Below are 26432 nucleotides of genomic sequence, written 5' to 3'. Positions count from 1 at the left end.
CCTGTTGGTAACACTTTCAAGGCCGGAAGCAAAATCATCGGACATTGCATACTGGTAAAGCTGCTCCCGGGTAAAAGTCCAGCCGGGGGTGCAAAGCCAGATAATATAGAATATTGAACTCCATCGTGGTCAACTTCACAGCTCGCCCGCTCACAAAGACCCTACGCTGGTTTGGGTCAATACACAGATTATCATATTGTAGAACAGCCTGCCCAGTCAATGCTTCTCCCCCAAAGTTATACTGTCCAGCCAAGGCTTTCCTGCTGAATATGGAACAGCTTGTGGTACAATCCGTTCTTTTTCATCAGCGCATCGTGTGTCCCATGTTCTACCAGTCGGCCATTGTCAAGAACGAGGATCTGATCCGAGTCTACAACTGTACGGAGGCGGTGGGCGATCATAATAACCGTCTTGCCTTCCACCAGTTTGGCAATCGCCTTTTGAACCAGAATTTCATTCTCCGGGTCAAGGGATGCTGTTGCTTCGTCAAGCAGAATAATGGGCGCATTTTTCAGCAAGGCGCGGGCGATGGAAATACGCTGGCGCTCACCACCGGAAAGCGTACTGCCATTTTCACCGAGGACCGTCTGATACCCGTCCGGCATCTCCCGGACAAATTCATCACAATAGGCGGCTTTGGCAGCAGCAATTACCTGATCGTCTGTTGCGTTTGGATTGCCAAGACGGATATTATTCATAACCGTATCATTGAACAGGGTCACATCCTGGAACACGAATGACATATAAGACATGAGGCTTTCCGGCTCCATACTCTTGATGTCTTTTCCTCCCACGGTGATCTTGCCCTGCTGGACATCCCAAAACCGGGCAATCAGTTTGGAAATCGTGCTTTTACCGGAACCGGACGGGCCAACGAGGGCAGTCACGCTCCCCTGGGGGATTTTGCAGGAAACATCTTTAATGACATCTTCCCGATTGTAGGCAAAGGTCACATGGGATAGCTCAATGTCGCAGTTCGGGACCGTTTTCTCGTTGCCGTTCATTGCGGGAGTAGTGAACAGGGTACGCATACGGCTTGTGACCACATTCAAATTCAGTAATGAGGAAAGATTTGCCAAGATTGACAAGATTGGGCCGTAAATCCGTGTTACCATCAGAAGGAACATAAGCAGCGGAAGAAGCTCAATCTGCCCATTCGTCAAAAGGATAGCGCCGACAAAGATTGTGATACCAATGCCTGCCTGCAAAATCATACTGGCACTGGACATGAACACGCCGACAGCCATTTCTACCTTGATGGCGATTTTTTTCATCGCCACTAGAGCTTTATCCAACGCGCTGAAATGAGAGCCGGACAGCCCGCAGGACTTGATGATCTTCATGCCTTCCAGGTATTCCTGTACCTGGTCAGAAGCAGCCAGCTTTGCGTCAACCTGCTTTTCAAACAGTTTCTTTTGCTGGTTCCGGCTGAGCCAGATAATGAGGAAGGCAATCGGAACCGTGATGAATACGCACAGAGCAAGCCGCCAATCAAAGAAGGCCAGCAGGATGCAGGTTAGGGTCACCGTAATACCGTTTGCAATCAGCGGAGGAATCGTGCTACTGAGCAGGGACTCCATGCTGCTGCAATCTGCCATCATATTCGTGGTCAGTTCGGAAAGGTCCTTGGTGTTAAAGAAATTCATAGGGAGTTTCCGAAGATGCTCCGCAATCCGCAGCCGTGTCGTGTTTGACTCCTTATACGAGGCAATATAGGTTTTGCGGTAATCGTTTTTGGCGGCCAGAAATACCAGGATGGCCGAAATAATACCCGCGCCCCACAGCATCCAGATATGGTTCCACTGGATGGAGCCACCACTGACAAAGGGCGTCAGGATTTCACTGAAGATCATAACAGTTACACAGAACGGCAGAAGCATAGCGAGGTTCGTCAATGTGCAGGCGAAGATTGCTTTTTTCAGATCTGTGTAACCCTTGTCTGACAAAAAGAGAGCTTTTTGTAATCTGCTCATAGTTACACCACCTTTCCGCTGATTTTCCAGCCAATCGCTTCTGTATAGTGGTTCCACATCTGTGCATAGCGCCCGCCTGTAGCCACCAGCTCGTCATGATTTCCTTCTTCAATGAGATGGCCTTTTTCCACGACGATAATCTTATCCGCATTGCGGATCGTGGAGAGGCGGTGTGCGATGATAATAACTGTCTTATCCTGCATCAGCTTTTCAAATGCTTTCTGGATTAGGTATTCATTCTCCGGGTCGCTGAAGGCCGTTGCCTCATCCAACACGATAATGGGAGCATCTTTGATGATAGCCCGCGCAATCGCAATCCGCTGACGCTCACCGCCAGAGAGATGGATACCTTTGGAGCCAACCACTGTATGATACCCATCCGGCAGTTTGGAGATAAACTCGTGGCATTGCGCCGCTTTCGCCGCTGCGATTACTTGTTCCTCACTGGCCGAAGGGTTGCCCATACGGATATTATCCAAGACGCTCTGCTTGAACAGGAAAATATCCTGAAACACAAAGCTGACTTGGCGCATCAGATCGTCTTCTGCCACATCACGCACATCTACACCGCCAATGGTAATGCTGCCAGAGGACACATCCCAAAAGCGGGAAATCAGATTGGCAATCGTACTCTTGCCGCCGCCGGACGGGCCGACAATGGCTGTGATCTGTCCCTGCTTTGCTGAAAAAGATACATTTTCCAGTGCTTTCTCGGAATTATCCCCAGTGTAGGAAAAGCTGACATCATGGAAAACAACATCGTCTCCGACAGGTTTCTTAGGATGAGCCGTTTCCGGCATTTCTGGAATGTTCAATATCTCGTCCATCCTGGCCACATTCCCGTTGATCTGCATGAACGACTCTGAAATATACATGATTTTGTTCAGCACACCGGAAATTGCTGGTATAAAAAGCAGATAAAAGATAAAGGTCATCGCAAATCCGGCAAAATCATCTGTTCTGGTGCCAATCAGGATGCCCACAGGGACAAGGATCAGGTAAACATTATTGATGATTGTGGTAAAGGCAGGCATACAATTCTGCCAGCCCAGGGAAAACTTGAGAACCCATTCCGTATAGCCGGTGATTGCCTCTTTGAGTTTTTTGAACGAAGATGCCGTCTGGTTGAACGCCTTTACAACCGACATTCCCCGGACATACTCCACAGAAGCGTTGTTCATTTCCTCCAGGGCTTTTTGATACTTGCCCATGTTCTCTTTCATCTCGCGGCTACCAAAGCCAATGAACTCCGCAATAAACGCCAGAATGATACCGACCAGAGATGCAAGACCGAACCGCCAGTCAACAGCCAGCAGGATGATAACCATGACAATAGGGGCGGTAATAGAAGCAACAAAGTCAGGAAACTGGTGAGCAATAAAACCCTCCACGCTTTCAATATTTTCATCCATGATCTTGCGTAGGCGGCCGCTACCAATTGTCAAGTGATACCCAAGTGGGATTTTGGTAATATGGTCTGCAAAGAGAACTTTCAGCTCGTACAGTGTTCCAAATGCCGCCATGTGAGAGCTGAAAATAGCCAGAAAATACAACAGGATATTCGCCACGATTCCGGTAAGCGCCAACCAGCCATAATTCATGACCATTCCCATATCCAACTGGTCAAGATTCGGGAAAACACCGATAATTGAGCGGATCATGAAATAAATCGCTATGTACGGGATGAACGAAGCAATGGCCGCCAGTGACGAAAGAACCGCAGCTAAAAATACAAGGCTCTTTCTGTCAGAAGCCAATTCCATACATCGTGCCAAACCCGTCTTTGGCTTTGCCTGTTTCGACTTTGCATTTGACATAGCATGAACCCTCCTTAAATTGAAAAACGGCGAGGTTAGTAAATGCTAACCTCGCCGTTCATTCTACCAATCCTTGAAAGTATCTGCTACTCCATATCTCCGCGTTTAGACTTAAAATAGCCCAAAGATACCTACAAGTTCATGGATGCTACTTTGTCTTAAACAATGTCTGCCTTTGACTAGCTGTTTTTTCGATAGTCCTTTGGCAATATTCCATATACTGATTGGAACGCTTTCGCAAATTTACTTGCATTGCTATATCCCAGTTCCAAAGCAATATCACCGATTTTCATCTTATTTTCCGAAAGCCACTGGGCCGCTAAATTCATTTTATATTTTTTGAGGTATGCGTATGGAGTGTCCCCATATATATGGGAAAATATCAAGTGGAAAACCGATAGGTTCAAGTGTACCTCTTTCGCCAACTGCTCCAGAGAAACTTTTTCATCCAGATGGGAAATGAGATATTCCCGGATCACTTTTGTCGCTTGTATCTGCTTCTTATCAAAATACTTTGAGTCGCACCCGTTAACCCGGGTAAGCTGTTCCATGTGGTACAGCAGTTCCAGGGCCTTAATTTTAAAATAGCCGGTTGTCTCCGCTTCGACGGCTGTATATAATTCTAAAAACAAGTGTTGCAATTGTGGTGGAGTATCGCTGACATACCATCGTGTTTCAAGTCCAAGTGTTGCGCCTATTTTATCAAGGTTGATGGGAATTGTCTGCATGATCCGGCGTGTTTCCTCCGAAAGCGCCTGACGGTCTATGACAAGACTGACGCCATAATACTTCCCCAAGGGAAAAGAAAATGAAGCCGGTAAATACGCTGTTGCTGCAATGCTAAAATAGCCCTTCGGTAAATATGCCACAGTATGATTGGTAAATTCACATTCGTACCGTCCGGTCTGGCAGTGAGTAACCTGGATAATATCTGGGTTGAACTTCTGGGCTTTCATAGATTCATCTGTTTCAAAATCGAGAAAGCAAAGTTGTATGCCATCAAACAATTTATAACTTTTAACGATACCACGACCATTACAGCCATAATCTACAACCATCTGATCTTCATTGCTCGTCAGCACTTTCGCCTGTGCGCCGTACCATTCTGGATTAAAATCGGTCCTCCCCATTATCATCACTCCGCAAAGTTAGTTTTGTCTTGCCCCGTATTATGGTAACATAAACTACCATATTCTTCAATAAAACCATCTCTTTTCTATTTATGATACAGCAAAATCTGCGGTATGTCCCCTTATTAGGAATATACCACAGATTTCTATTAGCGACAATTTCTTCGACCGATAATATGAACAATTTCCCTATTATATCACCCTCAATGGTCTCGAAGGATAGGCCGCCTTTTACTTGTTCTGTAACCCCGCCTTCATTTTCTGAAAACTGTTGTCGCTGATAGCGTGCTCCATGCGGCAAGCGTCCTGCTCGGCGGTCTTGGGCTCTACGCCTGCGTCTATCAGCAGGTGGGTGAAAAAGCAGTGCTTCTCATAGGTCTTTTCAGCAACATCTCGCCCCACATCTGTCAAGTGGAGAAAGCGATCCTCGTCCATCACGAGGAAGCCTCCATCTTTCAGGCTATTGACTGCATGGCACACGCTTGGTTTAGATACCCCCATGTGCCGGGCCACATCCACGGAGCGCACCATTTCTTTTTCCTTTTGAAGCAGTAATATGGCCTCCAGGTAGTCCTCGCCGGACTGGTGCAACGCCAAACAAATCCGCCCCTTTCCTTTGGAAACATTTCCTTTGACAAGGAGCCGGTCTTAGCAGGCCGGCTCCTTGTTGTATATTCTGTTGCCTTATAATAGATGCTGTGATTCGTTACTCCGCAGGTTGAATCAGCCGCACATCAAAGAACATGGGCGTGCTGGAAAAATCATAGCCTGCGATTTTGTCCGTATTGTAAACAATCATATCCTTGACGAACAGCAGGGGCAGATCCAGCACATTGTCGTTGTCGAAGTTTAGCAGTTCATCGAAAATCTCCTGGACCCTGGCGCTGTCATCCGTAGTCTGGAACTCCTCAATCAGAGCCAGGAACTCGTCGCTGCCTTCCACAGCGGGGAGGCTGGGCACATGGGGAGAACGGGACAGCATGGGAATGAAGTAGTTGTGGGGGCTGGTATAGGGCTGCTCGGTGTTCCACATGATGAGGTCGTAGTTGCCGGCAACACCCTCCTGCCACCAAGTCATCATCTCCTGGCCTTCCGTCTCCACATTGATACCTACCGCCGCCAGTTGGCTCTTGACTGCTGTGGCCAGAGACTTGTTCAGAGCGTCCCCGGAGTCATAGGTGTATTTCAGGGACAGCGCCTGCCCATCCTTTTCCCGGATGCCGGTGGACTCATTCAGTACCCACCCGGCTTCATCCAGAAGCGCGTTGGCTTTTTCAGGGTCATAGGTACGGACCACATTCAGCTCCACATCCGTATAGGGGATGCCGTCGGGGAACAAGTGGTCGGCGGGAGTTTCCTCGCCGTAGGTCAGCCCTTCGGAGAGGGTCTCCTTGTCGATGGCGTAGGCCACGGCCTCGCGCACCTTCAAGTCGGACAGAACACCAGAGGCATTGAGTACCAGATTGCGGGTCTTTGAGTCGCTCTCCGCCACCGCGCCAGCGATATTGGGGAGGGAGGTAGCCTGCTGGTAGTCGTCCCAGGTCAGAAGCGCGCTGCCGTAGATCAGGTCGATCTCACCGCTCTGGAGCGCCTGAAGCCGTGCGGAGGCGTCGGGAATGTACTTGACAATGACCTCATCATAGTAGGGCTGTTCTCCCCAGTAGTTCTCGTTGCGGACAAAGCGGACATAGTCGCCGTCCACGATTTCTTCATACACATAGGGGCCGGTGCCTACCACGCCATTCATGGACTGGTAGTTCCCCTCCTCCAGCACGGCGGGAGATACCAGAACCATGGTTTCCGGATAGCAGAAGTCCATCAGGTAGGCGAAGTAGGCATTGGGATAACGGAATGTCACCGTGTACTCGTCCACGACCTCAATGCTCTCCAACTTGGCCGCGGCGGAGATATTGCTGAAATTGGGATTGGGATGTGCAAACTCAAAGTCTGTCTTGACCGCCTCCGCATTGAACGGCGTTCCATCGTGGAAGGTGACCCCTTCCTTCAGATGAAAAGTCAAAGCCTTTCCGTCATCGGAAAACTCCCAGCTTTCCGCCAGGCAGGGGACGATCTCCCCATTCTCATAGTTAACAAGGCCTTCATAGCAGAGTTTTGTGCCGATGTTGTTCTGCACATCCATGTTGAGGGGGTAGAGGGTGTTCAGCTCCGCGCTGACCGCAGTGGTCAGGATCTTGGGCTCCTCCGCCGTCTGGCTGGGGGATGATTCCTGCGAGGTGGAGGGCGTCTCATTTCCACCGCAGCCTGCCAGTGCGCCGCAGAGCAGTGCGCCACAAAGGGCAAGAGATAGAAGTCTCTTTTTCATGGGTTTCTTCCTTTCGTTACTGTTTTATGCCAACACGGACAATCTGCCCGGCTTGCATCGTGAGAATGGTGTCGGACAGGCGGTAGGCGCTGTCCATATCGTGAGTGATAAGCAGAAAAGCACAGTCAAACTCCCGGTGATATTGTTCCAGAACACGCATGACGGCATCGGCGGAAATCAGATCCAAGCCACTGAGCACTTCATCCAGAACGAGGTACTTGGGGCGGATGGACATGGCCCGCACCAGGGAGAGCCGCCGCTGTTCCCCTCCGGATAGCTGCCGGGCGGGAACTTCCAAAAGCCGTTCCTCCATGTGGGTCAGCTCCATGAGCTTACCAATGCGCTCCCGGCGCTGCCGCTTTGAGAGGGAGGTAAGGTTGACCATCGCCTCCTCCACATTGCTGCGGACGGAACGCATGGGATTCAGCGTCCCACTGGCATCCTGAAAGACCGCCTGGAGTTTTGTACGCCGTTTTCGCCAGTCCTCAGTGCTCCAGCCGGAGGTATCCTCTCCATCCAGAGAGATCGTCCCCTGATCTGGGGGCTCCAGGCCGACCAACAGGCGGGCCAGGGTGCTTTTCCCGGAGCCGGACTCCCCCACCAGGGAGGTAAAGGAGCCGGGCTCCAGATGAATGGACACATCCCGGAGCGCGGCAAAAGAGAGCCCATGTGCGCCAGCGTAAGTTTTGCTAATATGTTCGGCAATCAGTCCGTCCATGTCCATCCCTCCCTGCTCGCCGGGCGGTTTGCTTCGGCATATTCCTTGGTCCACGCCTGTTTTGGGTGTTCCAGAAGCTCCTGCATTGTTCCCTGTTCGGTCAGCATTCCATGCTCCATCACATAGACCGTCCCGCAGAGGGCGCGGAGTGCGGCAACATCGTGGGAGATAAACAGGATGCCGGCGGTTTCCCGCTGCTTCTCCAGAAGCTCCAGCAAAAGCGTTCGATTTTCCGCGTCCAGCGCAGAGGTGGGCTCATCGGCTAAAATGTACTTGGGATGCAGGGCCATCAGCAAAGCGGCCGCAGCCCGCTGGAGCATCCCGCCGGAGAGCTGGGCGGGATAACTGTCCAGCACCCGCCGGGGCTGGGACAGGCCCAGTTCCGCCAGAAGCGCCTCCGCCTGCTCCACCGCCTCTTTTCCGGAAACGCCTGTTCTCAGCCGCAGGGTTTCCTCCATTTGCCGCCCCAGTTTGAGTCTGGGGTCAAAGGCAGTCATTGGATTTTGCGGGATAAAGCCCAGGGTCGTTCCGCACAGTTCCCGGCGCTTCCGAGGGGACAAGGCCCACAGAGATTGTCCATCCACCTGGATCGTGCCGCCGCTGACCTGACAGCCGCCGCTTAAAATGCCGAGCAGGGCCTTGAGCAGCGTGGTCTTGCCCGCTCCGCTCTGCCCGGTCAGGCCCACAGCCTCTCCGGTCTCGAGTTGAAAAGAGATCTGCTTCAAAAGCTGGGCGCCGTTCCGGGCCGTTACAGATAAGTTTTGTACCTCAAGCACGAGCGGACACCCTCCTTTCGATCCAGCGCCCCAGCGTATGGAATGCCATGGTACACACCACGATCATCAAAACCGGGTACAGCGTGAGGCCGGGATAAGAGAGCAGATAGTGGTGCGTCTCCGACACCATGCTGCCCCAGTCCACTACATTGTCGCCCATGCCCAAGCCAATGAATGAAAAGCTGACGATGGACAGCGTCATATCCGCGCAGGAGAGGCAGATAAAGTGAAGGACATCCCAGACCAGATTGGGGAGGATATGGACAAACAGGATGCGGCGCGGCCTTGCACCGGAGGCCACCGCGCACATCACATAGGCTTTCCCCTGCTCAATCCCGGTCCGTGTCTGGACCAGCTTGATGACCCGCAGCATCAGGGAGGCCGACACCGCCACTACCATAGTGAACACGCTGTTGCCCCAGGCGGCAATAAAAATGATCAGGTAAGCGATGGGCGGGATTGCGGTGACCGCATTCAGTACCCCCTCCAAAATCAGGTTTTTGCCGTTCTTTCCGCCGCCCATGAGCAGGCCGGCCAGCGTTCCCAACACGGAAACCGTGACGGAGCCCACCAGGACGATCCCCAGTGTGGTCCGTCCGCCATAGAGCAGGCGGGACAGCACACATCGCCCCAGATTGTCCGTGCCGAGAGGGAACTCCGAACAGGGGGATAGAAATTTCTTGGTCAGATCCACCAGATCGGGATCATTGGGGGCGAGCAGGAATCCAAAAGCACAGACGCAGAGTACCAGAAGCGGCAGAATCAGCCCAGCCTTTGCCACAAAAGAATGTTTTCTCATGCCCGGCCTCCCACGGCCCGCATATCGCTTCTCAGGCCATATTGTAAAAGCTCCGCCGCTGTGTCCAAAAGCACCAGTGTCAGCGCCAACACCAGAACTGCGGCGTGGATCACCGGCGAGTCCCGCTTTACCACCGCGTCAATGATCAGGTAGCCCAGCCCGGACAGGGAGAACACCCGCTCTACAATGGCTGCATTGGCAAGGCACAGCCCCAGCATCTGGGCGAAGCTGGGTAAGAGGTCCACCACGGCGTGGGGGAATGCGTGAAACAGAAGGATGCGCCCTTCCCTCAGTCCGCGGCACCGTAAGTACATGGCATAGTCCTGCTCCATTTCTCGTTCCAAAGAGGCCGCCAGCATCTGCCCATAGAAGCAGATCCCCAGGACCGACAGGCAGAGCGCCACCGGAAAGTAGCGAGCAAAACCGCTGTTCCCCGAGACGCTGATCCAGCCCAGCCGCACCGCAAACAGGTCGATGAAAGCAGTCCCCAGATAGAAGCCGGGCACGGAAATGCCGATCATGGTCAGGAATGAGAGAATCATGCCTCCGGCTTTCTGCCGCCAGAGATACCCCAGCATCCCCACCCCCAGGACCCCAAGGGACATGATTACAGCGGAATAGGCCACCACCGTCAGTGTAACGGGTACTGTTTTCGCCAATTCCTCCGTCACCGGGTTTCCTGTCCCCAGGGAAATACCGAAGTCCATGTGGAGCGCGTCCACCACCCAATCGAAATACTGCACCGGCAGCGGCTTGTCCAGGCCCAGCATGACGCGTGCTTCGTCGATCTGCTCCTGGGTGACGACGGCGGAATTGCGCTTCACATACGCTGTGGCCGGATCAATGGGAGAGAGGCGCATCAGCAGAAAAGAAAGAAGCGTGACCGCAAACAAGGTCAGCAGGACGACAACAGCCCGCCGAATGAGATAGCGTCTGGTCCGCTGTGCCATAAGATCACCTCCAAAAGTTAGTTACTGCTAATCATCTGCCAAGGAAAAAGCGCACCGAACTCGATGCGCTTTCTGGCAGATACCCCCGCGTACAAGGGCATTATAGACGATTTTCTGTTGTTTCACCACTCCCGCAGGACGCTGTCTGCTCCTATCAGACAAAAAGTTTTTCGGTACTCCGTTGGGGTGTGCCCTGTGTACTGCCGGAACACCTCGGAAAACTTACTGGCGTTCTGGTACCCCACCTTGCCGGCGATTTCCGTCACATCCAGCTTCGTTTCCCGCAGAAGCCCTGCCGCTGTGTGCATACGGTAGGCTTGCAGATAAGCATTGATGGTGGTTCCGTACACCTCCTTGAAGCACTTTTTCATGGAGGTCAGCGGAAAGGAAAAGGTCTGGGAGAGTTCTTGCAGGGTAATGCGGCGATCCAGGTGCTCTACCAGATACTGCCGGACTGATTTAATCTGTTCCACCTGGGTCCGGTCTACATACGGCCGTTCTTCTCCGCGTGCCGTGATCTCCGGGGAGCCGAGGAAGAGGAACAGCTCCATCACCTTGAGCTTGAAATAGCCTGCCCGCAGATTTTCCGGCGCATGGTAAAGTTCAGAGAAAATGTGCTGAATGGACTCAGTGGCCCGCATGATGAAGCAGGAGTTGCGGGCGCACAGACGGTCCCGCATGGCGAAGAGGTCGCAGTACAGCCCTTCACCCAACGCCTCCGATACCTGACGCAGCACTCTGTCCGCCACCGGAATATCCACCGCGATGGTGATGCCGTGGTAGTGGGACAGGGGGAACCAGGTCTCGCGGGTCCGGTTGGTCATGACATTGACGGCCAGATCACCCTCTCCCAGATAGACTGCGCTCCCATCTGAAAATTCACACTCAAACCGGCCAAGCCGGCAGTGATTGATCTCCAGCAGGTCGGCCCGGGGGTCCTCCCGGTGCGCCACTCCGCAGGACATATGAATATCATCATAGAGCAATTCGATTCCGGGGAACACTGGGTAGCGGGTAATGACGCCCTCTCCGGTTTCGTTTTCCATCTTGTAGACAGAACAATTCTCTCCCTGAATGATAGTTTGAGCCGCCTCCCCCTGCAGAACCTGGGTTTTAATCAGCTCCTCGTCCGCAAAGCGGACATGATTCAAGCCGGCTCGTTTCTCTTGGCTGTACTCCATCAACCACATCACCTCCTCTGACGCGCTACAAAAAATATACCCCGGCGCTCCTGTGTTAAGTTCGCTTGGGATTTTGGGGAAACCATCCCCGCTCTACCCGCCGTGCCTGTTCTTTCAGTTCCCGGATGCTCCAAAGAAAAGCCACGCCCACAAGTCCCAAAAGAATAGAGAGCAGCCCATGTGCAAACAGCGCCAAACCCAGGCAGATCAGCCCGCACAGGAGAAACAGCGGCCAAATCTTTTGAGAAAAGTGGTATTCACACCAGATTACCAGCGGATGAAAGGCTCCAATCACCAGCAGAGAGGCCGCTCCGACTGCGATCCCCTCAAAATTCAATTCCATAGAAGTCCCTCCCCAGCCCATGATACAACGGAGTCCGGCAGGCAGATAAGCCGCCGCATCAAGCCTCCAGCTTCCAACTGTTGGCCTTGGCCCGGACATGAACAAAGTCGGCATACAGGCCAGGTTGGGCGATCAGTTCCTCATGAGTACCCCGCTGGACAATGTGCCCGCCATTGAGGACCAGGATCTGGTCGGCATTGCGCACCGTTTTCAGCCGGTGAGCGATTAGAATCAGGGTTTTTCCCTTTGTCAGAGAGGAGATCGCGGCCTGGAGTTCCGCTTCATTCTCGGGGTCTACGCTGGCCGTGGCCTCGTCCAGAATTACGATGGGCGCATCCTTGAGCATGGCCCGGGCGATGGAGATACGCTGTTTCTCGCCCCCGGAGAGGGAGCCGCCGCCCTCTCCCAATACCGTGTCGTAGCCATCCGGCAGGGCCATGATAAAATCGTGGCAGCAGGCGGCCTTGGCAGCGGCCACCACCTGCTCATGGGCGGCGTCCGGGCGGCCGAACTTGATGTTGTTCTCCACCGTGTCGTTGAAGAGATATACCGACTGAAACACCATAGAGATGTTTTTCATCAGGCTGTCCAGCTTGTACTCCCGCACATCATGGCCGCCCACGATGATCCTGCCGCCCTGAACATCCCAGAAGCGGGCGATGAGATTGCACAGAGTGGTCTTTCCGCCGCCGGAGGGCCCCACCACGGCGGTGGTGCTGCCGGCGGGGACGGTAAGGCTCACATGCTCCAGAATGGTCCGCTCCCCATAGGCGAAAGAGACATCCTCAAACCGGACAGAGGCATCCTCCGGTTGAAGTTCCGCTCCGTCAATATCCATCACCGGCGTATCGTCGATGGAGTTGGCCTTATCCATGGAGGCGCCCAACATCTGGAGATTGTCCGCCATATTGCCGGCGCTCTCCAGTTCCGCATAGAGCATAAAAGAGGCAACGAGCATCAGCAGGCACCGGGTCAGGGGCAGGCTCCCACCGGAATAGAGCGCCAGAGCGCACACGGCCAGCGCCACGGCGAACAGCCGCACCGTAATCTGCCGCAGACCCATCCAGGGGGCTACGGAGTGCTCCAGCCCCAGGGCCTTTTCACAGCTTTCATCCACAGTTTTCTGCACGGCCTGGCCGCTGTCCTTGTCCAGTCCATAGGCCTTGACCACGCTCATACCCTGGATGTACTCCAGCACTGCCTCCACCAGCTTCATCTGGGCGTGCTGGCGGGCAGGGCCGGTCTTGAGCAGGGACCGCTGGCTCAACTCCGTAACCAGCAGATAGGCCAGGATGCCCGCGATAGCCAGCAGACCGAGCCTCCAGTCCACAAGCAGGATCGCCAGACACATAGCCAGGGTGTTGAGGAAACCGCCGATGACGCTGACCAGGCAGCGGGCGGCGTTGTTCTCCACATCCCCCAGTGTGGTGGTAACTACGGCGGTAATGTTGCCCAAGGAGTTGTCGTTGAAGTAGCCCATGGGGATGTAGCGCAGCCGGTCCCCGATATGGACCCGCTTTTCCGCCACCATGAAATAGCCCGTCTCCGTCTCCGCGTTGGTGGACCAGTACGAGCAGGCGGTCCGCCCCGCCACGGAAACCAGCATGATGCCGATCACGGGCCATATGCTCAAGTTCGCGCCGCCCACCAGAATCTCCAGGGTCAGCATCAGGGCCCAAAACTGGAATGCGGTGAACACAGCCCCCAGGAACGCCACGAGCATGGATTTTTTCAAAAGGCCCCTGCGGCTGCCTGCAAAGGCAGAAATTTTCCGAAGCACACTGAACATCTCTTATTCCTCCTCTCCGTCCCGAACGCCCAGATAGGACTGCCACATCTGCCGGTACAGCGGGCAGGAGGCCAGAAGCTCCTCCTGCTTCCCCTGGGCGGCGATCCGGCCGCCTTCCACTACAGCGATGTTGTCCGCGCCGGCTACCGTGCCCAGCCGGTGGGCAATGACGATCAGGGTCTTGCCCTTCGTCAGACGGGAGATGGCCTGCTGGATGACCGCTTCATTCTCCGGGTCGATGCTTGCGGTAGCCTCGTCGAGAATGACGATGGGCGCATCCTTCAGCATGGCGCGGGCGATGGAGATACGCTGCTTTTCACCTCCGGACAGGTGGCCGCCGCCCCCGCCGCAGATGGTGTCGTAGCCCTGATCCAGCTGACGGATGAAATCATCGCACCCGGCAGCCCTGGCTACCGCCTCGACTTCCGCATCGGTGGCGTTCAGACGGCCCATGCGGATGTTGTCCCGCACCGTGCGGTCAAAGAGGTAGTTGTCCTGAGATACATAGGCGATCTGGCGGTTGAGCTGTTCCAGCGGGATTTTCCGCAGGTCCACACCGCCCAAGGCGACAGAGCCGCCCGTCACATCCCAGAAGCCGGCGATGAGCTTGGCAATGGTACTCTTACCGGAGCCGGAGGGACCTACAAGAGCGGTCACTGTCCCCGGCCGGATGTCCAGGTTTACATCGTGGAGCACTTCACCGTCCTCCTGCTTGTAGGCAAAGGACACATGATCCAGCCGGATACCCAGCCCATTCAGCTTCGTCTCTGCCGTGGGACGCTTCAACTCTGGGGCGTCCAGAATGGCAGAAATCTCGCCCACATTGGTGCCCACCACCGCCAGTTCATCCACAAAGGTCATAGCCGATACCAGCGGTCCGGTAAGCCCCAGGGACAGCACGACGATGGTGAGGAATACAGCTGTGCTCAGGCTTCCGCCGCCCCACAGCAGCAGACCCACCGGCAGGACGGGCAGCAGCACCGAGGGGATGACCGCCTGCATGACCGCCATATACTTCTGGTTATCCGCCATCCAGTCCACATAGTATTGGGCGTTTTCCGTCACGGCATCGGAGTACCGCTTGTAGGACCCGGCGGACTGGCTGAACGCCTTGACCACCTGGATGCCTCCCACATACTCCACGATGGCATTTGCCATGCGGCGGCCCACCTCCACGGCGCCCTGCCAGCGGACGGCGTAAGTCTTGCTGCTCTGGGAAGCCACCACGATCCCAATCACCGTGGTCACCAGGGAGGCGAGCCCCATTCGCCAATCCAGGACGAAGATATAGACCGCGATGCTCACCGGCACCAGCAGATTGGAGGTCATCTCCGGCAGCAGATGAGCCAGGGTGGGCTCCATCCCTTCCACCCGGTCCACAATGGTGGTTTTGTACTGGCCGGAGGGCGTGTCCAGGATCGTCCCCATGGGCACCCGGCTCAGTTTGGAGAGCAGATTTTGCCGCACCCGGCGCAGCGTGTGATAGGTGGCCGTGTGGGACAGGCTGGTAGACCATGTGGAAAACAGCGCCTTTCCCCCATAGCCCGCCAGAGCAAGGCCGCACCAGGGCAGACAATCCGCAAGGCCACCCCCTTCCAGCAGCAGCCCAATCATAGCGGCTACGCAGAAGTAGGGCACCATACCGCAGGCCACCCCCAGCACCGCCAGGGCTACCGAAGCATAAAATCCACCGTGCTCACCACTTGCCCAGCCCCACAGCACAGCAAAGGGTGAGGGCGCTTTCTTGTGATCCATAACCTAAAACCCCTTTCTTTTGGTTAGTAAATGCTAACTTAGAATCAAAAGGAAAACCCTTTATTCAAAGGGAATTCCAAGGAGACGGAACCAGCCCGCGGAGTAAAAATTCCGCAGATCATCCATATAAACCATCGCTTTTTCCCGCGGCATATCATGGCGGATCGTCTCAAACATCCCATTGAAAAGCGCGGTGGACATGATGTGGATCAGCTCATCATCCAGACGCCGGATGGGATAGCCGGCGTCCACCATTCGATCCACCAACAGCCGTCCGGAGTGGTCCTCGATTTCCGCCAGGGTATCCAGATAATGCTCGTATTTTGTCCCGGAGGAACAGCAGGCGATGAGCTTGAATGCGTCAAAGTGGTCGTAAAGAAAGTCCATCATCCAGGATGCTTCCTTGTCCGGCACCTCCGGGAGCTTTTGAAGTTGCTCCTCCAAGTTTCTTCCAGCAAAGGTCTGTTGAAGGGTCCGATACCGCTCTACCAGCTCATGGGCAGGCTCTCTCACCAGTCCGTCAAACAATGCCTCCTTGTCCGTATAGTAGCGGTAAATCGCCCCAGTCGTTACTCCAAGAGAAGCCGCGATGCTTTTTAAGGATGCTCCCCGGAAGCCGTTTTCCATAAATTCCCGCTTCCCAGCCTCCAGCAGATCCGCCCGCAGCTTTTCGTTTACAGGGCGCATATTGTTCACCTCTTTCGATAACTATATTATTTAATAACGATATTATCTTAAAACGAGCGTCTGTATTTGTCAAGCCCCTATCATAAAATCATGACAATATACGGATGGATTTGTTCATCAGATAATAAATCCGCAACTATCTTGGATGGCAGTTACGGTTCATTTAACTGAAGATGTGTAACTGTGTCAATAAAAATCTTTGAAAGCAAGGGGCAGGCTATACTAGTCCTTAAAGATCCCTTCTTCCCTTCTCCGGAAGTTTATGTTATTGAGTTTGGAATACTGTGTGTGAAATTATAATTTGAGGGCATAGTTATCAGCGTGATGTTCCTTGTGATGATTGAGGCATCTTGCCCCTTAGTGATCTGGTTTGAGTACCACTTCACATAGGGAGGGTGGCTGGTATTTTTGATTGCCGGTCTACTCTACCTGTTCACCGCACTTTTCGGTCAGGGCTCTTTCTCTATTCTTCCGAGACCGTTGGGCGTTACCTGCATATGGCGAATCTGGGAGTTGAAAGAGCAAACCCGCAGGGTGGAACGGGGTTGGTTTCCCAAAAAACAAAGCGAAAATAGAAACTGGGGGAGTTTTTATCCCTGTCTCAACCTGTCCTCTTGACAGAGTACGTGTAGTTTTATATAATTATTCTGCGGTTAGTTATGGCTAACCACAAGATGCATCCTGTTATGTTCGCAAAAACCGCAACTAGAAAAGAGGGCAATTATGTTCAATTACCTGGAAATCCTTGGATCACAGAACCTCCCCATTAAAGCTGATCTTTCCCATTTATCCCCCACAGCCCTAGACGGTGGATGCCATTTGCAGAAAAGGCAGTGGCAGACACTGGTGTGGGCGGTACAGCCACGTTTAAAAACAAACGTAGATTTAAGGCCGTTCTGATCCTATGGAAACACTGGTTATCTATGGCCTGCTGATTCCCTTTGTGGGCACCTCGCTAGGGTCTGCCTGCGTCTTTTTCCTGAAGAAAGGTTTGGGGGATCGGGTGCAACGGGGGTTGACCGGCTTTGCTTCTGGTGTCATGGTTGCTGCGTCTATCTGGAGCCTGCTGATTCCTGCTATGGATCAATCCTCCGGGGCGGGTTCTTTGGCCTTTCTGCCAGCGGTCATTGGCTTTTGGGCTGGCATCCTCTTTCTGCTGGGGTTAGATCATCTGATTCCACACCTCCATCAAAAGAGTCACCACGCAGAAGGGCCTCATACGCGGTTGCGGCGCTCTACCATGATGGTGCTGGCTGTCACCCTTCATAACATTCCGGAGGGAATGGCTGTAGGCGTGGTCTATGCAGGCTACCTAGCCGGAGACGGTCAAATCACCATGATGGGCGCTCTGGCCTTGTCTTTGGGCATCGCCATCCAGAACTTCCCCGAGGGAGCTATTATCTCCATGCCCCTGCGAGCGGAGGGAATGAGTAAACCCCGAGCCTTTGCGGGAGGCGTACTCTCCGGTGCAGTAGAACCCCTGGGCGCTCTATTGACGATTCTGGCTGCTGGACTGGTGGTCCCGGCTCTTCCTTACCTGCTGAGTTTTGCTGCTGGTGCTATGATTTATGTGGTAGTGGAAGAACTGATCCCAGAAATGTCCCAGGGAAAGCACTCAGATATTGGTGCGCTGTCCTTCGCTGTGGGGTTCACTCTGATGATGGCACTTGATGTGGCGCTGGGATAGAGGAACCTGAATATTTTGCGGCGAATTCAGGAATAGCTCTCACAGACAACACAGGTATATTTAGCGTCAATCGGGAACGCTGCAAATGCAATAAGCTTCTGGCCCCCAAAAAGCCGGGGAGTAAAAAAGAACGCTAGGATATCTTTACTGTCTAAGAAAAATATTTCTGCCCGATGCAATAAAACACTTTGTCTGCGCGTTATATAGATGAACAGCAAAAAAACAGCCCCCCCGAAATTGCTGGAACAACAACTTTAGGAGGACTTTATGATGAAAAAGAATTTTCCTAAGATCCTGGCAGGCTGCACCGCTATGGTGCTCATGACCGGAGCACTGCTCGTTCCCTCAATGGCGGTGAACGCCTCCGCCCATCAGGCGGTTCCCCATCTCCAACAGGCGTCCTATATCGGCGAGGCCAAAGCGAAGGAGATTGCCCTGAATCACGCTGGGGTGGATGCTTCCAAGGTGTCCTGGATCTTCGCCAAGCAGGACTATGACCACGGCCGGATGGAATACGATGTGGAATTTCTGTTTGGGAACAAGGAGTACGACTACAAAATCGACGCATCTACCGGCACTATTCTCGGCTTCGATTATGATATTGAATGGCACATGACCGGTTCCGACACGGTGTCTCAGTCCAGTACCGATATTGGTGCGGAGAAGGCCAAATCCATCGCTTTGAAGCACGCAGGCTTGGCCGCCTCGGATACTGCGTTTATCTATGCCAACCTGGACTATGAGAACGGCCTCCGGGTGTATGATGTGGAGTTTTTCTCCGGCAATAAGGAGTATGACTACAAGATCAATGCCGCCACCGGGGATATCGTGAGCTTCGATCAGGATATTGAATGGTATGCGGCGGGCGGTTACCAGGCCCAGGCCAATACCGATATTGGCGCGGAGAAGGCCAAGTCCATCGCCCTGGAACACGCGGGCGTGGCTGCGGCGGACACGGTATTCATCAATGTCGAGCTGGACTATGACGACGGCATGAGAGTGTACGACGTGGAATTCTTCTCTGGGAACAAGGAATATGACTACAAAATCGACGCCGCCAGCGGCGCGATCCTGGGCTTTGACTTTGATGTGGAGTGGTACACGGTTTCCAGCAAGGCCAGCGACTACATTGGCGAGGCGAAAGCGAAGCAGATCGTGGAGCAGGCCGCCGGTACCACGGGAGTTTACACCGAGTTCAAGCTGGAGGTGGATGACGGCCGTGTGCTTTACGAGGGCGAGATGCGCAGCGGCTGGATGGAATATGAGTTTGAAATCGATGCCGTGACCGGCGCGATCCTGGATTGGGACGCCGACTGGGATTGACCGCCACCTTCCAGATCAGATTCACTAACTTCTTGCAATCTGTCAAATGAGATGGCAAAATAAAACCAAGCGAGCGGTGCCCTGCACGTAACTAGTCTTACGTGCAGGGCACTATTTTTCTTTACATAGGAGTTGTATTTGCTATGCCAAGGACAGAATTTCAAAATTTCCAGTGCCCCCTGCACATTCAAAATGAGAAAAATTTGTAATCGCGTTAATAGGGCGAATTCAAAATCATTTAATGATGCATAAGAAGATTATCATGCCTTTCATTGGTCTGCTGCTATTCAGTCCGAGAAGCGAGTTAGTGATTTCAGAGCCAAAAAACTTTCGGCACTGATCGCATGTTCCATCTTGCATGCATCGCTGGAAGCAATGTTTTCGTCAACACCAAGACTAACCAGCAGATTGAACAGGACGTTGTGTTTTTCCATCATCTCTTTGGCGATTTTTAACCCTTTTCTGGTCAGGTGGATTTCTTTCCTATCGTCCACGCAGACAAATCCCTCTTCGACAAGTGACCTGACAGTAGTGGATACGGTAGGGCGCGAAACAGATAAATAATCAGCCAGCTGATAAGGACGGACCTCCCCCCAGCGCGACAAGCTATAAATCGCTTTTACGTAGTTTTCCATTGTCTCTTTCAAGACCATAGAGCAGCGTCGTCCTTCCTAGCGTTTTACAAGGCAACGGGAATCATAGCATACGTGTAGAAAAAGGTTGCGGCTTTCCAACAGAAAAGCCGCAACCTTCTCTTTCACATATCAGTTGTGACCCTTACCGCAGCTGCAGTGGGAACTATCTTTCTTGGAACCACAGGAGCAGCCGTCCGGGCATCCAATGCACTTTTTACCGCTCTTTTTCGCTTTGTAGACATAGAAAGCGGCAGCCGCAACAATGACCACAAGAACTGCAACTACAATGAAATCAATCATCAGGACTTCGCCCCACTTAACGCATACTCACTCTTGAGATCCTTCTGGGTTCTCATGCACAGGTAGACAAGGATCGCCGCAAAGACAACCACCGCGATGAGGCCGGGGGCAAAGCCCGCGCCCAGAGAGCCGGTGGTGATCAGCGTGCCGATCTGGTAAACCAGGTAGCCCACCGTGTAGCCGGTGCCCAGCTGCAGGCCGATGCCGGCCCACAGCCACTTCCCGCTCTTCATCTCAGAGTTCATAGCGCCAATAGCGGCAAAGCAGGGCGGCGTGTACAGGTTGAACATCAGGTAGGCCAGAGCAGCTACCTTGGTGATGGCGATGACACCCGCCACCTCGGCGCCTGCGCCTTCCATCATCTCCAGCGCATCGGTATCGATCAGGTTCTCCAGGCCCACGAAGCAGACGGCCAGGGTACCCACCACGTTCTCCTTGGCAATAAAGCCGGTAACAGCGGCGGCGGCCAGCTGCCAACTGAGCACACCCACGATGGGGACCAGCAGGTACGCAAAGGGTCCAGCGATGGAGGCAAGGATGGAGCTGTCGGCAGTCTCGGCCACCTGGAAGCTCCACGTGAAGGTCTGCATGATCTGCACGGCGGTGTTGCACAGCAGGATGATCGTGGCAGCCTTCACGATGTAGGCCCAGCCCCGGGCGCACATGGCCTTGAAGGCAAACACCAGGGAAGGCACTTTGTATTCGGGCAGCTCGATGATGAAGAAGGATTTCCGGTTCTTGTATCCGGCGATCTTGTTTACCAGCAGAGCGCCCAGGAAAATAAGTATGATACCGGTGAAATACATGAGGAAGCTCACCCAGCCCGCGTCGTCAAAGAAGGCGCCGGCAAACAGGGCGATGACGGGGATCTTGGCGCCGCACGGCATGAACGGGGTCAACATGGCGGTCGCCCGGCGTTCGCGCTCGTTGCGGATGGTGCGGCTGGCCATAACACCGGGGATGGCGCAGCCAGTGCCGATGACAAAGGGGATCACGGATTTGCCGGAAAGACCCACTTTCTTGAAAATGGGGTCCAGCACCACGGAGACACGGGACATATAGCCGCAGTCTTCCAGTAGGGCGATGAGGAAGTACATGATCATGACCAGAGGCAGGAAGCCAACCACAGCGCCCACGCCGCCGATAATACCATCAGCCAGCAGAGCGGTCAGCAGGGGGTTGGCGTCGGCCAGAAGCTCGGTCACATATCCCTGGAACGTCTCGATCCACGCTACCAGCGTGTCCGCAATCAGGGGGCCGACCCAGACCTGAGAGATCTGGAACACCAGGAACATTACCACCGCAAAGATGGGAATACCCAGGAGCTTGTTGGTGAGGATATTGTCAATGGCGTCCCCGGTGCCCTTCTCACGGGTGAGGACCTTCCGCTTCTCCACCTTGGACACGATCTGGTTGACAAAGGCAAAACGCTTGCGGTCGGCCTCTTCCACGACCTTTTTATCGGTCAGGTCGATATCGCCCTGGGTGTAAGGGGCTTTCTGCCCCTTGCCGTTCAAGGCGACTGCCGCATCCACCACCGCTTTCAGACCCTCGGAGGAGATAGATACCGTCTCCACAACGGGACAGCCCAGCTTGGCGGAAAGAGCGGCAACATCAATGGTGGTCTGCTTTTTTGCATTGATGTCGCTCTTGTTCAGGGCGACCACAACAGGAATGCCCAGTTCCAACAGTTGCGTGGTGAAAAACAGGCTGCGGCTGAGGTTTGTGGCGTCCACAATGTTGATGATGGCGTCAGGGTGCTCATGCCGCACATAAGAACTGGTGATGCTCTCCTCTGACGTAAAAGGCGACATGGAATAAGCACCGGGCAGATCTACGGCGATGAGTTCTTCTGTCCCACTGTAGTAGGCCTTCTTGATGGGGTGTTCTTTCTTTTCCACCGTCACGCCGGCCCAGTTGCCCACCTTTTCATTCCGTCCAGTAAGAGCGTTGTACATGGTGGTTTTGCCGGAGTTCGGGTTGCCTGTTAAGGCAATGCGCATGGGTATCTTCCTCCTCTTTCTGATGTTCTCTATATTACAACACACATCGGTTGCTATTCGCTAACCGTTATGTATAGTAAACCCCTATTTCGTGCCGCTGATCCCCCCCTTTGTCGGCATCAGCGGCACAGATCAGATCCATCAAATCAAAATTGCATCTGCCAACTGGTTATCAATGTTATACCGGCCGTCCTTGATGGAAACGACACAACTGTCCTTCAAATGAGAAACCACTGTAATGGGTTCCCCCTCATAACACCCAAGAGAAAATAGAAAGGTTTTCAACTCCTCGTCATCGGTGTCAATTTGCCGGACAATGTATTCCTTTTCTTCTACGGCATCTTTCAAAGTCATTTCGTTCACCTATTCTCTCATTTTATATTTCAGTCAGCAAAAGCTGGCGGCGACTCACGAAATAAGTTAGCATTTTCTAACCGGCTACATAATATATCGCAAACCATCGTTTTTGTCAAGAGTCATATTTACAGATTGTTCACTTTTGAATGGCAACTCTTATCCATCTCGAAAATCAAAATGATTGTAAAACTGCTACGATTTATGATATAATTGAAAAAACTGAACTAATGGAGGTCACTATGTCGATTTATGAATCCGGCCAGATGTATCTGGAGACGATCTATATACTCTCTCAGAAAAAGAGCCACGTGCGTGCAATCGACGTAGGCGAGCAGATGGGATACTCCAAGCCCAGTGTCAGCCGCGCTCTGTCAATTTTGAAACGGGATGACTATGTTTCTGTGGATGACACCGGTGGAATCTCTTTGACAGCGAAGGGTATGGAAGTTGCCAAAACAATGTACACTCGTCACACTGTTCTATCTCAACTACTCATGAGGTTGGGAGTGGATGAAAAGGCCGCTACAGAAGATGCCTGTAAAATTGAACATGTTATTAGCGAAAAATCTTTTGCGGCAATACAAAAATACTGGATGTAAATTTCTAATCACTTTGGGGCAAAATTTCATCCATGTGATATCAAGCATCACGCAAAAACAATTCTTCCTCTTTGGGATGAGCCATCGGACGATTTTCTTCTCTCTATATTGAGGAATCACCAGAGTATTTGCGCTATACTGGTACTGGAAAGTAAGTCGAAAGAAAGTCGTGTCTACAGCACGAGTGAAAGGACCTATATCTGCTGTGATCTGAAAAGTCTTTATATTAGTATGGGTGTATTGCGTACAGTCTGGGCCCCATTGGCCACCAATCTCACAGTCGCGTATCTGAGCCGCACAGAAAAGGCCATCGTCCTAACAGTCATTTCTTTCCGCATAAATCTAATTGAACAATAATCAAATTTTTACACCCCTACACTATAAGGAGAGATGAAAATCATGAAAACCATTCGCCTGCTCTATCCAGATCACTTGAGCGGCGGTCTGGATACCTATTACTTTGGTGCCAACCTGCTGGCCCATATCCTGCCCGCCAACGAGAATCAGCCTCTATTGCGGGTCGAAATCGCACCGCCCGATGGAAAAGAGAGGACGGTGAAGGACGGTATCCGCGCCCGGGAGGAAGTGACCGAAGGCATCCGCCGGGCGGCACAGGTGATCGAGGCGGCCCAGCCGGACAAGATTATCACCATTGGCGGAAACTGCATCGTGTCTCAAGCTCCCTTTGACTATCTGCACGGGCGCTACAGCAATGTGGGCATCATCTGGATCGACGCCCATCCGGATGTTTCCACGCCGGCGGACGGATACCCCAATGCTCACGCTATGGTGCTGGGGTCCCTAATGGGGCACGGTGACAAAGAACTCTCCACGCTGATGAAGCACCCCAAGTTCCGGGCCGATGAGATCTTATATGTCGGACTCCAGGGCCTCCACGATTATCAGGAGCGTTTTCTGAACGAGAGCGGAGTCACCTATAAGGTGCAGACAGAGGACTTTATTTCAGATGAGGAGATTCAATCCTTCCTGCGGCGTTTCGACCATATCCTGGTCCACCTGGACATTGACGTACTGGATCCCTGGCTGTTCCACTCCACCTATTTTGCCAATCCGTCTCTGACTGGGGATGGCAGCAGTGGAGGCCAGATGACAATGGAGCAACTCTCCCATATGCTGCACACTATCACCAGCCAGTCTGATGTGGTGGGCCTGACCATCGCGGAATATCTCCCCTTTGACGAAGAGAAATTACACAATGTTTTTTCGGATCTCCCTCTGTTTAGGGAATAACACGTGATGCCGAAGCACAAAAAACACCCGCAGATTTTTTAAATCTGCGGGTGTTTCTGTTTCTTTTGTGGTATGCATTAAATCGAAGAAATCACATAGATAAAAGCACAATCGCTTGACGTGTGACAAGCAACTGAAGCCTTTATGAGATTCCGTCTGAAAAATCCCACTCGACGTTATACTTTAGATCTTCACATAAAATTGTGTCCAAGAATTCATCAATGTATTCCTCCGCATCGCGGTCCTCCGGGATGGGAATAATCATCTCAATTTCTGGAGTAAAACAACTGGGCTTCACCCAAATCGTTCTTTTTTCCATTACTGCCTCCAACTTCTACGCAATTCTGCCTTTAGACTGGCATTGATTGTTTCTTCAACTACCAAGTCAAGCAACTGTATCCATCTTTCACTATCCCTGATATAGCGAATTGCCTTGTCTACCACCTGTGCTTCAAAATCTTTGTGCGCCACTTCATCTTCCACCATATCCCGTAAATCAGGGACTTCCATATTTCCTCCTAGAAAACTGATTTCTTTGTAGATGGACGGCTAACATAAAAACTATTTGATCAGCACCAGGCGGTCATGGATGCAATATGCAGATCTATATTCCCTGACCGCGTTTTGGAATTCGCTATCTGGTACAACAATAGCGGTTTCGAAGAATTTCTCATCTACTGTACAGCCACCGGCCCCCTCTCCGATATAAATCATCATGGCCGTGGGGTTTATCTCTCGCATTGACATCAGAGAATGGTAGCAGGCGTCGTCAGTGTATGGCCAGCTGCAGAGAACCAACTCGACCTCTTTCCCATATTTTTGGATGGCTTCAACTGCACCGATCTGTTCAACGCTGGTCCAAGGGTGTTCATACCACCATTTATGTTGTTCCGACCAACTAAAATCATCTGTACAGCGGATATCCACACCGAAATTTTGCAGCCCCTTGGAAAGTGCTCCAGATCCGCCCATAATTTCCAGGCACTTACGGGTACCGATCCAAGACGCGAGAGGCCGCAACCAGTTGTTAGATAAAAAGCAATAGCCCGCAAAATGTATGACATCGTCCCGAGCCAGCATAGACCCTTCATCCAGGCATGCATCTTCCCATGAGTATGAATCCTCCATCTTTGGTGGCCACGCTTCCGGAATGTTATGCTGCTTCAGCAGTCCTATCGCATTTGAGTACTTTGCTGCCTTCTCTTTAAAATTAAAATAATAATCCATTGTTATTTATCACTCTTTCTAAGTGAATTTATCATTCTTCCTTTGCAGAATATAGTACCACATATCCATCTGCCTTTGAACCGAGGATGCTGATCTCGGCAGCCTTCCACTTCCTTGCCGGCTGGTAAAACAGTGTAATATGCTCCCCTAAGAATTCCTCCAGCTGTGGCGCGTCTGCAGATGTCAGTACAAGTTGCACCAAGCCCTCATCAATAGAGTAAGCGCGAATGCATGGCATGTCATTCAACGCACTTTTGTAAAGTTCGCATTCCAGTGTCACGGACCCTACGGCATATGCCGCATGTAAGCGAAGTAATTCTGCGTAAGATGGACAGACAGGATAAAAGCCCTCGATTGCGCTTTTGTCGTATACCAAGCCCCTGCGGCCGGAATAAATCTCAGCAATATCCCCTTGCGTTAAATGGAGCGCGCTGAAGATGTAGTCATCAGCATCTTTCCAATCCCTGTTCCTGAAATCGGAGGAGGTGCGCACCTCTTTACGTAGAAGTTCCAATACTTCGTAAAATAAATCTTTTTCGCGCTGCGTCATGTACTCCCTCCTCCACATGAGACCTGAGATACTTTCTTTTCCGGCAATTGACGGGGTTCATAGCGGCGTTCTTTGCGGGCGTTGGGTCCAATTTTTTGGAACAAGCGTGCTGTCGCCAACATGGGCGTGTCTTCACAAATATCAAACTGCCATTGATTCTGCTGCACATCCCAAATGCCCCATTTCTTGCCGCAGAGTCCCTGATAATAAACACTTTGTTTCATATCAGCAAAACCTTTCTTTGTAATTGAAATCTATG

At 52.5% G+C, this 26432-nt stretch carries 27 protein-coding genes; 5 read left to right on the top strand and 22 right to left on the bottom strand.

Annotated features, from left to right (window positions below):
* Positions 1-236: 236 nt before the first annotated feature.
* From NE584_RS02080 to NE584_RS02015, 14 genes are all read right to left on the bottom strand, one after another.
* On the bottom strand, positions 237-1973 hold the full coding sequence (locus NE584_RS02080; protein WP_055179574.1) for an ABC transporter ATP-binding protein: 1737 nt from the start codon (positions 1971-1973) through the stop codon (positions 237-239).
* Positions 1974-1975: 2 nt separating this feature from the next.
* Positions 1976-3790 (bottom strand): ABC transporter ATP-binding protein, encoded by a 1815-nt coding sequence (locus NE584_RS02075; RefSeq protein WP_055179573.1) that lies wholly within the window; start codon positions 3788-3790, stop codon positions 1976-1978.
* A gap of 179 nt (positions 3791-3969) precedes the next feature.
* Complete coding sequence (locus NE584_RS02070) at positions 3970-4920, bottom strand: AraC family transcriptional regulator (RefSeq protein WP_055179572.1); 951 nt, start codon at positions 4918-4920, stop codon at positions 3970-3972.
* A 231-nt stretch (positions 4921-5151) separates the two neighbouring features.
* Positions 5152-5517, bottom strand: coding sequence for a metal-dependent transcriptional regulator (locus NE584_RS02065; RefSeq protein ID WP_050624278.1), 366 nt, complete (start codon positions 5515-5517; stop codon positions 5152-5154).
* A gap of 109 nt (positions 5518-5626) precedes the next feature.
* A complete protein-coding gene (locus NE584_RS02060) occupies positions 5627-7243 on the bottom strand; it encodes a nickel ABC transporter substrate-binding protein (RefSeq protein WP_055179571.1) in 1617 nt (538 codons plus the stop codon).
* Between the two features lie 16 nt (positions 7244-7259).
* Positions 7260-7961, bottom strand: a complete 702-nt coding sequence (locus tag NE584_RS02055) for an ATP-binding cassette domain-containing protein (protein WP_228300442.1) — start codon at positions 7959-7961, stop codon at positions 7260-7262.
* The gene (locus NE584_RS02050) at positions 7949-8737 is read right to left on the bottom strand and encodes an ATP-binding cassette domain-containing protein (RefSeq protein ID WP_256181614.1); all 789 of its coding nucleotides are present in this window, start codon (positions 8735-8737) and stop codon (positions 7949-7951) included. Before NE584_RS02050 ends, NE584_RS02055 begins: the two co-directional genes overlap by 13 nt.
* Entirely contained in the window at positions 8730-9536 is an 807-nt protein-coding gene (locus NE584_RS02045) for an ABC transporter permease (RefSeq protein WP_044940936.1), read from the bottom strand. Before NE584_RS02045 ends, NE584_RS02050 begins: the two co-directional genes overlap by 8 nt.
* Positions 9533-10486: an ABC transporter permease gene (locus NE584_RS02040; RefSeq protein WP_044940933.1), complete on the bottom strand. Its 954-nt coding sequence runs from the start codon at positions 10484-10486 to the stop codon at positions 9533-9535. The genes NE584_RS02045 and NE584_RS02040 overlap by 4 nt, the downstream gene beginning before the upstream one ends.
* A 122-nt stretch (positions 10487-10608) precedes the next feature.
* Positions 10609-11667 carry an AraC family transcriptional regulator gene (locus NE584_RS02035; protein ID WP_050001710.1) on the bottom strand — a complete coding sequence of 353 codons (1059 nt, stop codon included), beginning with the start codon at positions 11665-11667 and terminating at the stop codon, positions 10609-10611.
* 55 nt (positions 11668-11722) lie between these two features.
* Complete coding sequence (locus tag NE584_RS02030) at positions 11723-12010, bottom strand: DUF4491 family protein (RefSeq protein WP_050001709.1); 288 nt, start codon at positions 12008-12010, stop codon at positions 11723-11725.
* Between the two features lie 58 nt (positions 12011-12068).
* Positions 12069-13799, bottom strand: coding sequence for an ABC transporter ATP-binding protein (locus NE584_RS02025; RefSeq protein WP_256181611.1), 1731 nt, complete (start codon positions 13797-13799; stop codon positions 12069-12071).
* Between the two features lie 3 nt (positions 13800-13802).
* Positions 13803-15554: an ABC transporter ATP-binding protein gene (locus NE584_RS02020; protein ID WP_055179565.1), complete on the bottom strand. Its 1752-nt coding sequence runs from the start codon at positions 15552-15554 to the stop codon at positions 13803-13805.
* Positions 15555-15614: 60 nt separating this feature from the next.
* Entirely contained in the window at positions 15615-16241 is a 627-nt protein-coding gene (locus NE584_RS02015) for a TetR/AcrR family transcriptional regulator (RefSeq protein ID WP_055179564.1), read from the bottom strand.
* A gap of 408 nt (positions 16242-16649) precedes the next feature.
* Here NE584_RS02015 and NE584_RS02010 point away from each other — a divergent pair, with 408 nt between their 5' ends.
* The 3 genes from NE584_RS02010 (at position 16650) to NE584_RS02000 (ending at position 19251) form a co-directional block, all read left to right on the top strand.
* The gene (locus NE584_RS02010) at positions 16650-16859 is read left to right on the top strand and encodes a DUF4491 family protein (RefSeq protein WP_228300444.1); all 210 of its coding nucleotides are present in this window, start codon (positions 16650-16652) and stop codon (positions 16857-16859) included.
* A gap of 286 nt (positions 16860-17145) precedes the next feature.
* A complete protein-coding gene (locus NE584_RS02005; protein WP_055179563.1) occupies positions 17146-17928 on the top strand; it encodes a ZIP family metal transporter in 783 nt (260 codons plus the stop codon).
* A gap of 267 nt (positions 17929-18195) precedes the next feature.
* Entirely contained in the window at positions 18196-19251 is a 1056-nt protein-coding gene (locus NE584_RS02000; protein ID WP_081032376.1) for a PepSY domain-containing protein, read from the top strand.
* A 287-nt stretch (positions 19252-19538) separates the two neighbouring features.
* Here the strand turns inward: NE584_RS02000 and NE584_RS01995 are convergent, their stop codons facing one another.
* From NE584_RS01995 to NE584_RS01985, 3 genes are all read right to left on the bottom strand, one after another.
* On the bottom strand, positions 19539-19904 hold the full coding sequence (locus tag NE584_RS01995; RefSeq protein ID WP_055179561.1) for a metal-dependent transcriptional regulator: 366 nt from the start codon (positions 19902-19904) through the stop codon (positions 19539-19541).
* 281 nt (positions 19905-20185) lie between these two features.
* Positions 20186-22189: a ferrous iron transporter B gene (locus NE584_RS01990; protein WP_055179560.1), complete on the bottom strand. Its 2004-nt coding sequence runs from the start codon at positions 22187-22189 to the stop codon at positions 20186-20188.
* Positions 22190-22330: 141 nt separating this feature from the next.
* On the bottom strand, positions 22331-22543 hold the full coding sequence (locus NE584_RS01985; protein ID WP_050625461.1) for a FeoA family protein: 213 nt from the start codon (positions 22541-22543) through the stop codon (positions 22331-22333).
* A 242-nt stretch (positions 22544-22785) separates the two neighbouring features.
* Between NE584_RS01985 and NE584_RS01980 the strand changes: the two genes are divergently transcribed.
* Together NE584_RS01980 and NE584_RS01975 are read left to right on the top strand one after the other, a co-directional pair.
* The gene (locus NE584_RS01980) at positions 22786-23145 is read left to right on the top strand and encodes a metal-dependent transcriptional regulator (protein ID WP_256181606.1); all 360 of its coding nucleotides are present in this window, start codon (positions 22786-22788) and stop codon (positions 23143-23145) included.
* Between the two features lie 399 nt (positions 23146-23544).
* Positions 23545-24396, top strand: a complete 852-nt coding sequence (locus NE584_RS01975; protein WP_055179559.1) for an arginase family protein — start codon at positions 23545-23547, stop codon at positions 24394-24396.
* A 142-nt stretch (positions 24397-24538) separates the two neighbouring features.
* Here the strand turns inward: NE584_RS01975 and NE584_RS01970 are convergent, their stop codons facing one another.
* The 5 genes from NE584_RS01970 to NE584_RS01950 are packed head-to-tail and all read right to left on the bottom strand — an operon-like array spanning position 24539 to position 26397.
* Positions 24539-24715, bottom strand: coding sequence for a hypothetical protein (locus NE584_RS01970; RefSeq protein WP_154669733.1), 177 nt, complete (start codon positions 24713-24715; stop codon positions 24539-24541).
* On the bottom strand, positions 24715-24906 hold the full coding sequence (locus NE584_RS01965; RefSeq protein WP_050624245.1) for a hypothetical protein: 192 nt from the start codon (positions 24904-24906) through the stop codon (positions 24715-24717). Before NE584_RS01965 ends, NE584_RS01970 begins: the two co-directional genes overlap by 1 nt.
* A 51-nt stretch (positions 24907-24957) precedes the next feature.
* Positions 24958-25623, bottom strand: coding sequence for a hypothetical protein (locus tag NE584_RS01960; RefSeq protein ID WP_055179558.1), 666 nt, complete (start codon positions 25621-25623; stop codon positions 24958-24960).
* 31 nt (positions 25624-25654) lie between these two features.
* Positions 25655-26173: a hypothetical protein gene (locus NE584_RS01955; protein WP_050624243.1), complete on the bottom strand. Its 519-nt coding sequence runs from the start codon at positions 26171-26173 to the stop codon at positions 25655-25657.
* Positions 26170-26397 carry a hypothetical protein gene (locus NE584_RS01950; protein WP_110441073.1) on the bottom strand — a complete coding sequence of 76 codons (228 nt, stop codon included), beginning with the start codon at positions 26395-26397 and terminating at the stop codon, positions 26170-26172. The genes NE584_RS01955 and NE584_RS01950 overlap by 4 nt, the downstream gene beginning before the upstream one ends.
* Between the last annotated feature and the right edge of the window lie 35 nt (positions 26398-26432).

Origin of the sequence: Clostridium sp. DFI.5.61, assembly GCF_024462915.1 — a bacterium.
GTDB classification, from domain to species: Bacteria; Bacillota; Clostridia; order Oscillospirales; family Oscillospiraceae; genus Lawsonibacter; species Lawsonibacter asaccharolyticus.
The sequence above is the reverse complement of the archived record's forward strand: the minus strand, read 5'-3'. Positions and strand labels throughout refer to the sequence as shown.

Excerpts from the sequence above, each read along its gene's own strand:
- NE584_RS02080 (WP_055179574.1), bottom strand. The coding sequence starts at position 1,973 with ATGAGCAGATTACAAAAAGCTCTCTTTTTGTCAGACAAGGGTTACACA.
- NE584_RS02075 (WP_055179573.1), bottom strand. The coding sequence starts at position 3,790 with ATGTCAAATGCAAAGTCGAAACAGGCAAAGCCAAAGACGGGTTTGGCA.
- NE584_RS02070 (WP_055179572.1), bottom strand. The coding sequence starts at position 4,920 with ATGGGGAGGACCGATTTTAATCCAGAATGGTACGGCGCACAGGCGAAA.
- NE584_RS02060 (WP_055179571.1), bottom strand. The coding sequence starts at position 7,243 with ATGAAAAAGAGACTTCTATCTCTTGCCCTTTGTGGCGCACTGCTCTGC.
- NE584_RS02055 (WP_228300442.1), bottom strand. The coding sequence starts at position 7,961 with ATGGACGGACTGATTGCCGAACATATTAGCAAAACTTACGCTGGCGCA.
- NE584_RS02045 (WP_044940936.1), bottom strand. The coding sequence starts at position 9,536 with ATGAGAAAACATTCTTTTGTGGCAAAGGCTGGGCTGATTCTGCCGCTT.
- NE584_RS02040 (WP_044940933.1), bottom strand. The coding sequence starts at position 10,486 with ATGGCACAGCGGACCAGACGCTATCTCATTCGGCGGGCTGTTGTCGTC.
- NE584_RS02035 (WP_050001710.1), bottom strand. The coding sequence starts at position 11,667 with ATGGAGTACAGCCAAGAGAAACGAGCCGGCTTGAATCATGTCCGCTTT.
- NE584_RS02030 (WP_050001709.1), bottom strand. The coding sequence starts at position 12,010 with ATGGAATTGAATTTTGAGGGGATCGCAGTCGGAGCGGCCTCTCTGCTG.
- NE584_RS02025 (WP_256181611.1), bottom strand. The coding sequence starts at position 13,799 with ATGTTCAGTGTGCTTCGGAAAATTTCTGCCTTTGCAGGCAGCCGCAGG.
- NE584_RS02020 (WP_055179565.1), bottom strand. The coding sequence starts at position 15,554 with ATGGATCACAAGAAAGCGCCCTCACCCTTTGCTGTGCTGTGGGGCTGG.
- NE584_RS02015 (WP_055179564.1), bottom strand. The coding sequence starts at position 16,241 with ATGCGCCCTGTAAACGAAAAGCTGCGGGCGGATCTGCTGGAGGCTGGG.
- NE584_RS02005 (WP_055179563.1), top strand. The coding sequence starts at position 17,146 with ATGGAAACACTGGTTATCTATGGCCTGCTGATTCCCTTTGTGGGCACC.
- NE584_RS02000 (WP_081032376.1), top strand. The coding sequence starts at position 18,196 with ATGATGAAAAAGAATTTTCCTAAGATCCTGGCAGGCTGCACCGCTATG.
- NE584_RS01995 (WP_055179561.1), bottom strand. The coding sequence starts at position 19,904 with ATGGTCTTGAAAGAGACAATGGAAAACTACGTAAAAGCGATTTATAGC.
- NE584_RS01990 (WP_055179560.1), bottom strand. The coding sequence starts at position 22,189 with ATGCGCATTGCCTTAACAGGCAACCCGAACTCCGGCAAAACCACCATG.
- NE584_RS01985 (WP_050625461.1), bottom strand. The coding sequence starts at position 22,543 with ATGACTTTGAAAGATGCCGTAGAAGAAAAGGAATACATTGTCCGGCAA.
- NE584_RS01980 (WP_256181606.1), top strand. The coding sequence starts at position 22,786 with ATGTCGATTTATGAATCCGGCCAGATGTATCTGGAGACGATCTATATA.
- NE584_RS01975 (WP_055179559.1), top strand. The coding sequence starts at position 23,545 with ATGAAAACCATTCGCCTGCTCTATCCAGATCACTTGAGCGGCGGTCTG.
- NE584_RS01970 (WP_154669733.1), bottom strand. The coding sequence starts at position 24,715 with ATGGAAAAAAGAACGATTTGGGTGAAGCCCAGTTGTTTTACTCCAGAA.
- NE584_RS01965 (WP_050624245.1), bottom strand. The coding sequence starts at position 24,906 with ATGGAAGTCCCTGATTTACGGGATATGGTGGAAGATGAAGTGGCGCAC.
- NE584_RS01960 (WP_055179558.1), bottom strand. The coding sequence starts at position 25,623 with ATGGATTATTATTTTAATTTTAAAGAGAAGGCAGCAAAGTACTCAAAT.
- NE584_RS01955 (WP_050624243.1), bottom strand. The coding sequence starts at position 26,173 with ATGACGCAGCGCGAAAAAGATTTATTTTACGAAGTATTGGAACTTCTA.
- NE584_RS01950 (WP_110441073.1), bottom strand. The coding sequence starts at position 26,397 with ATGAAACAAAGTGTTTATTATCAGGGACTCTGCGGCAAGAAATGGGGC.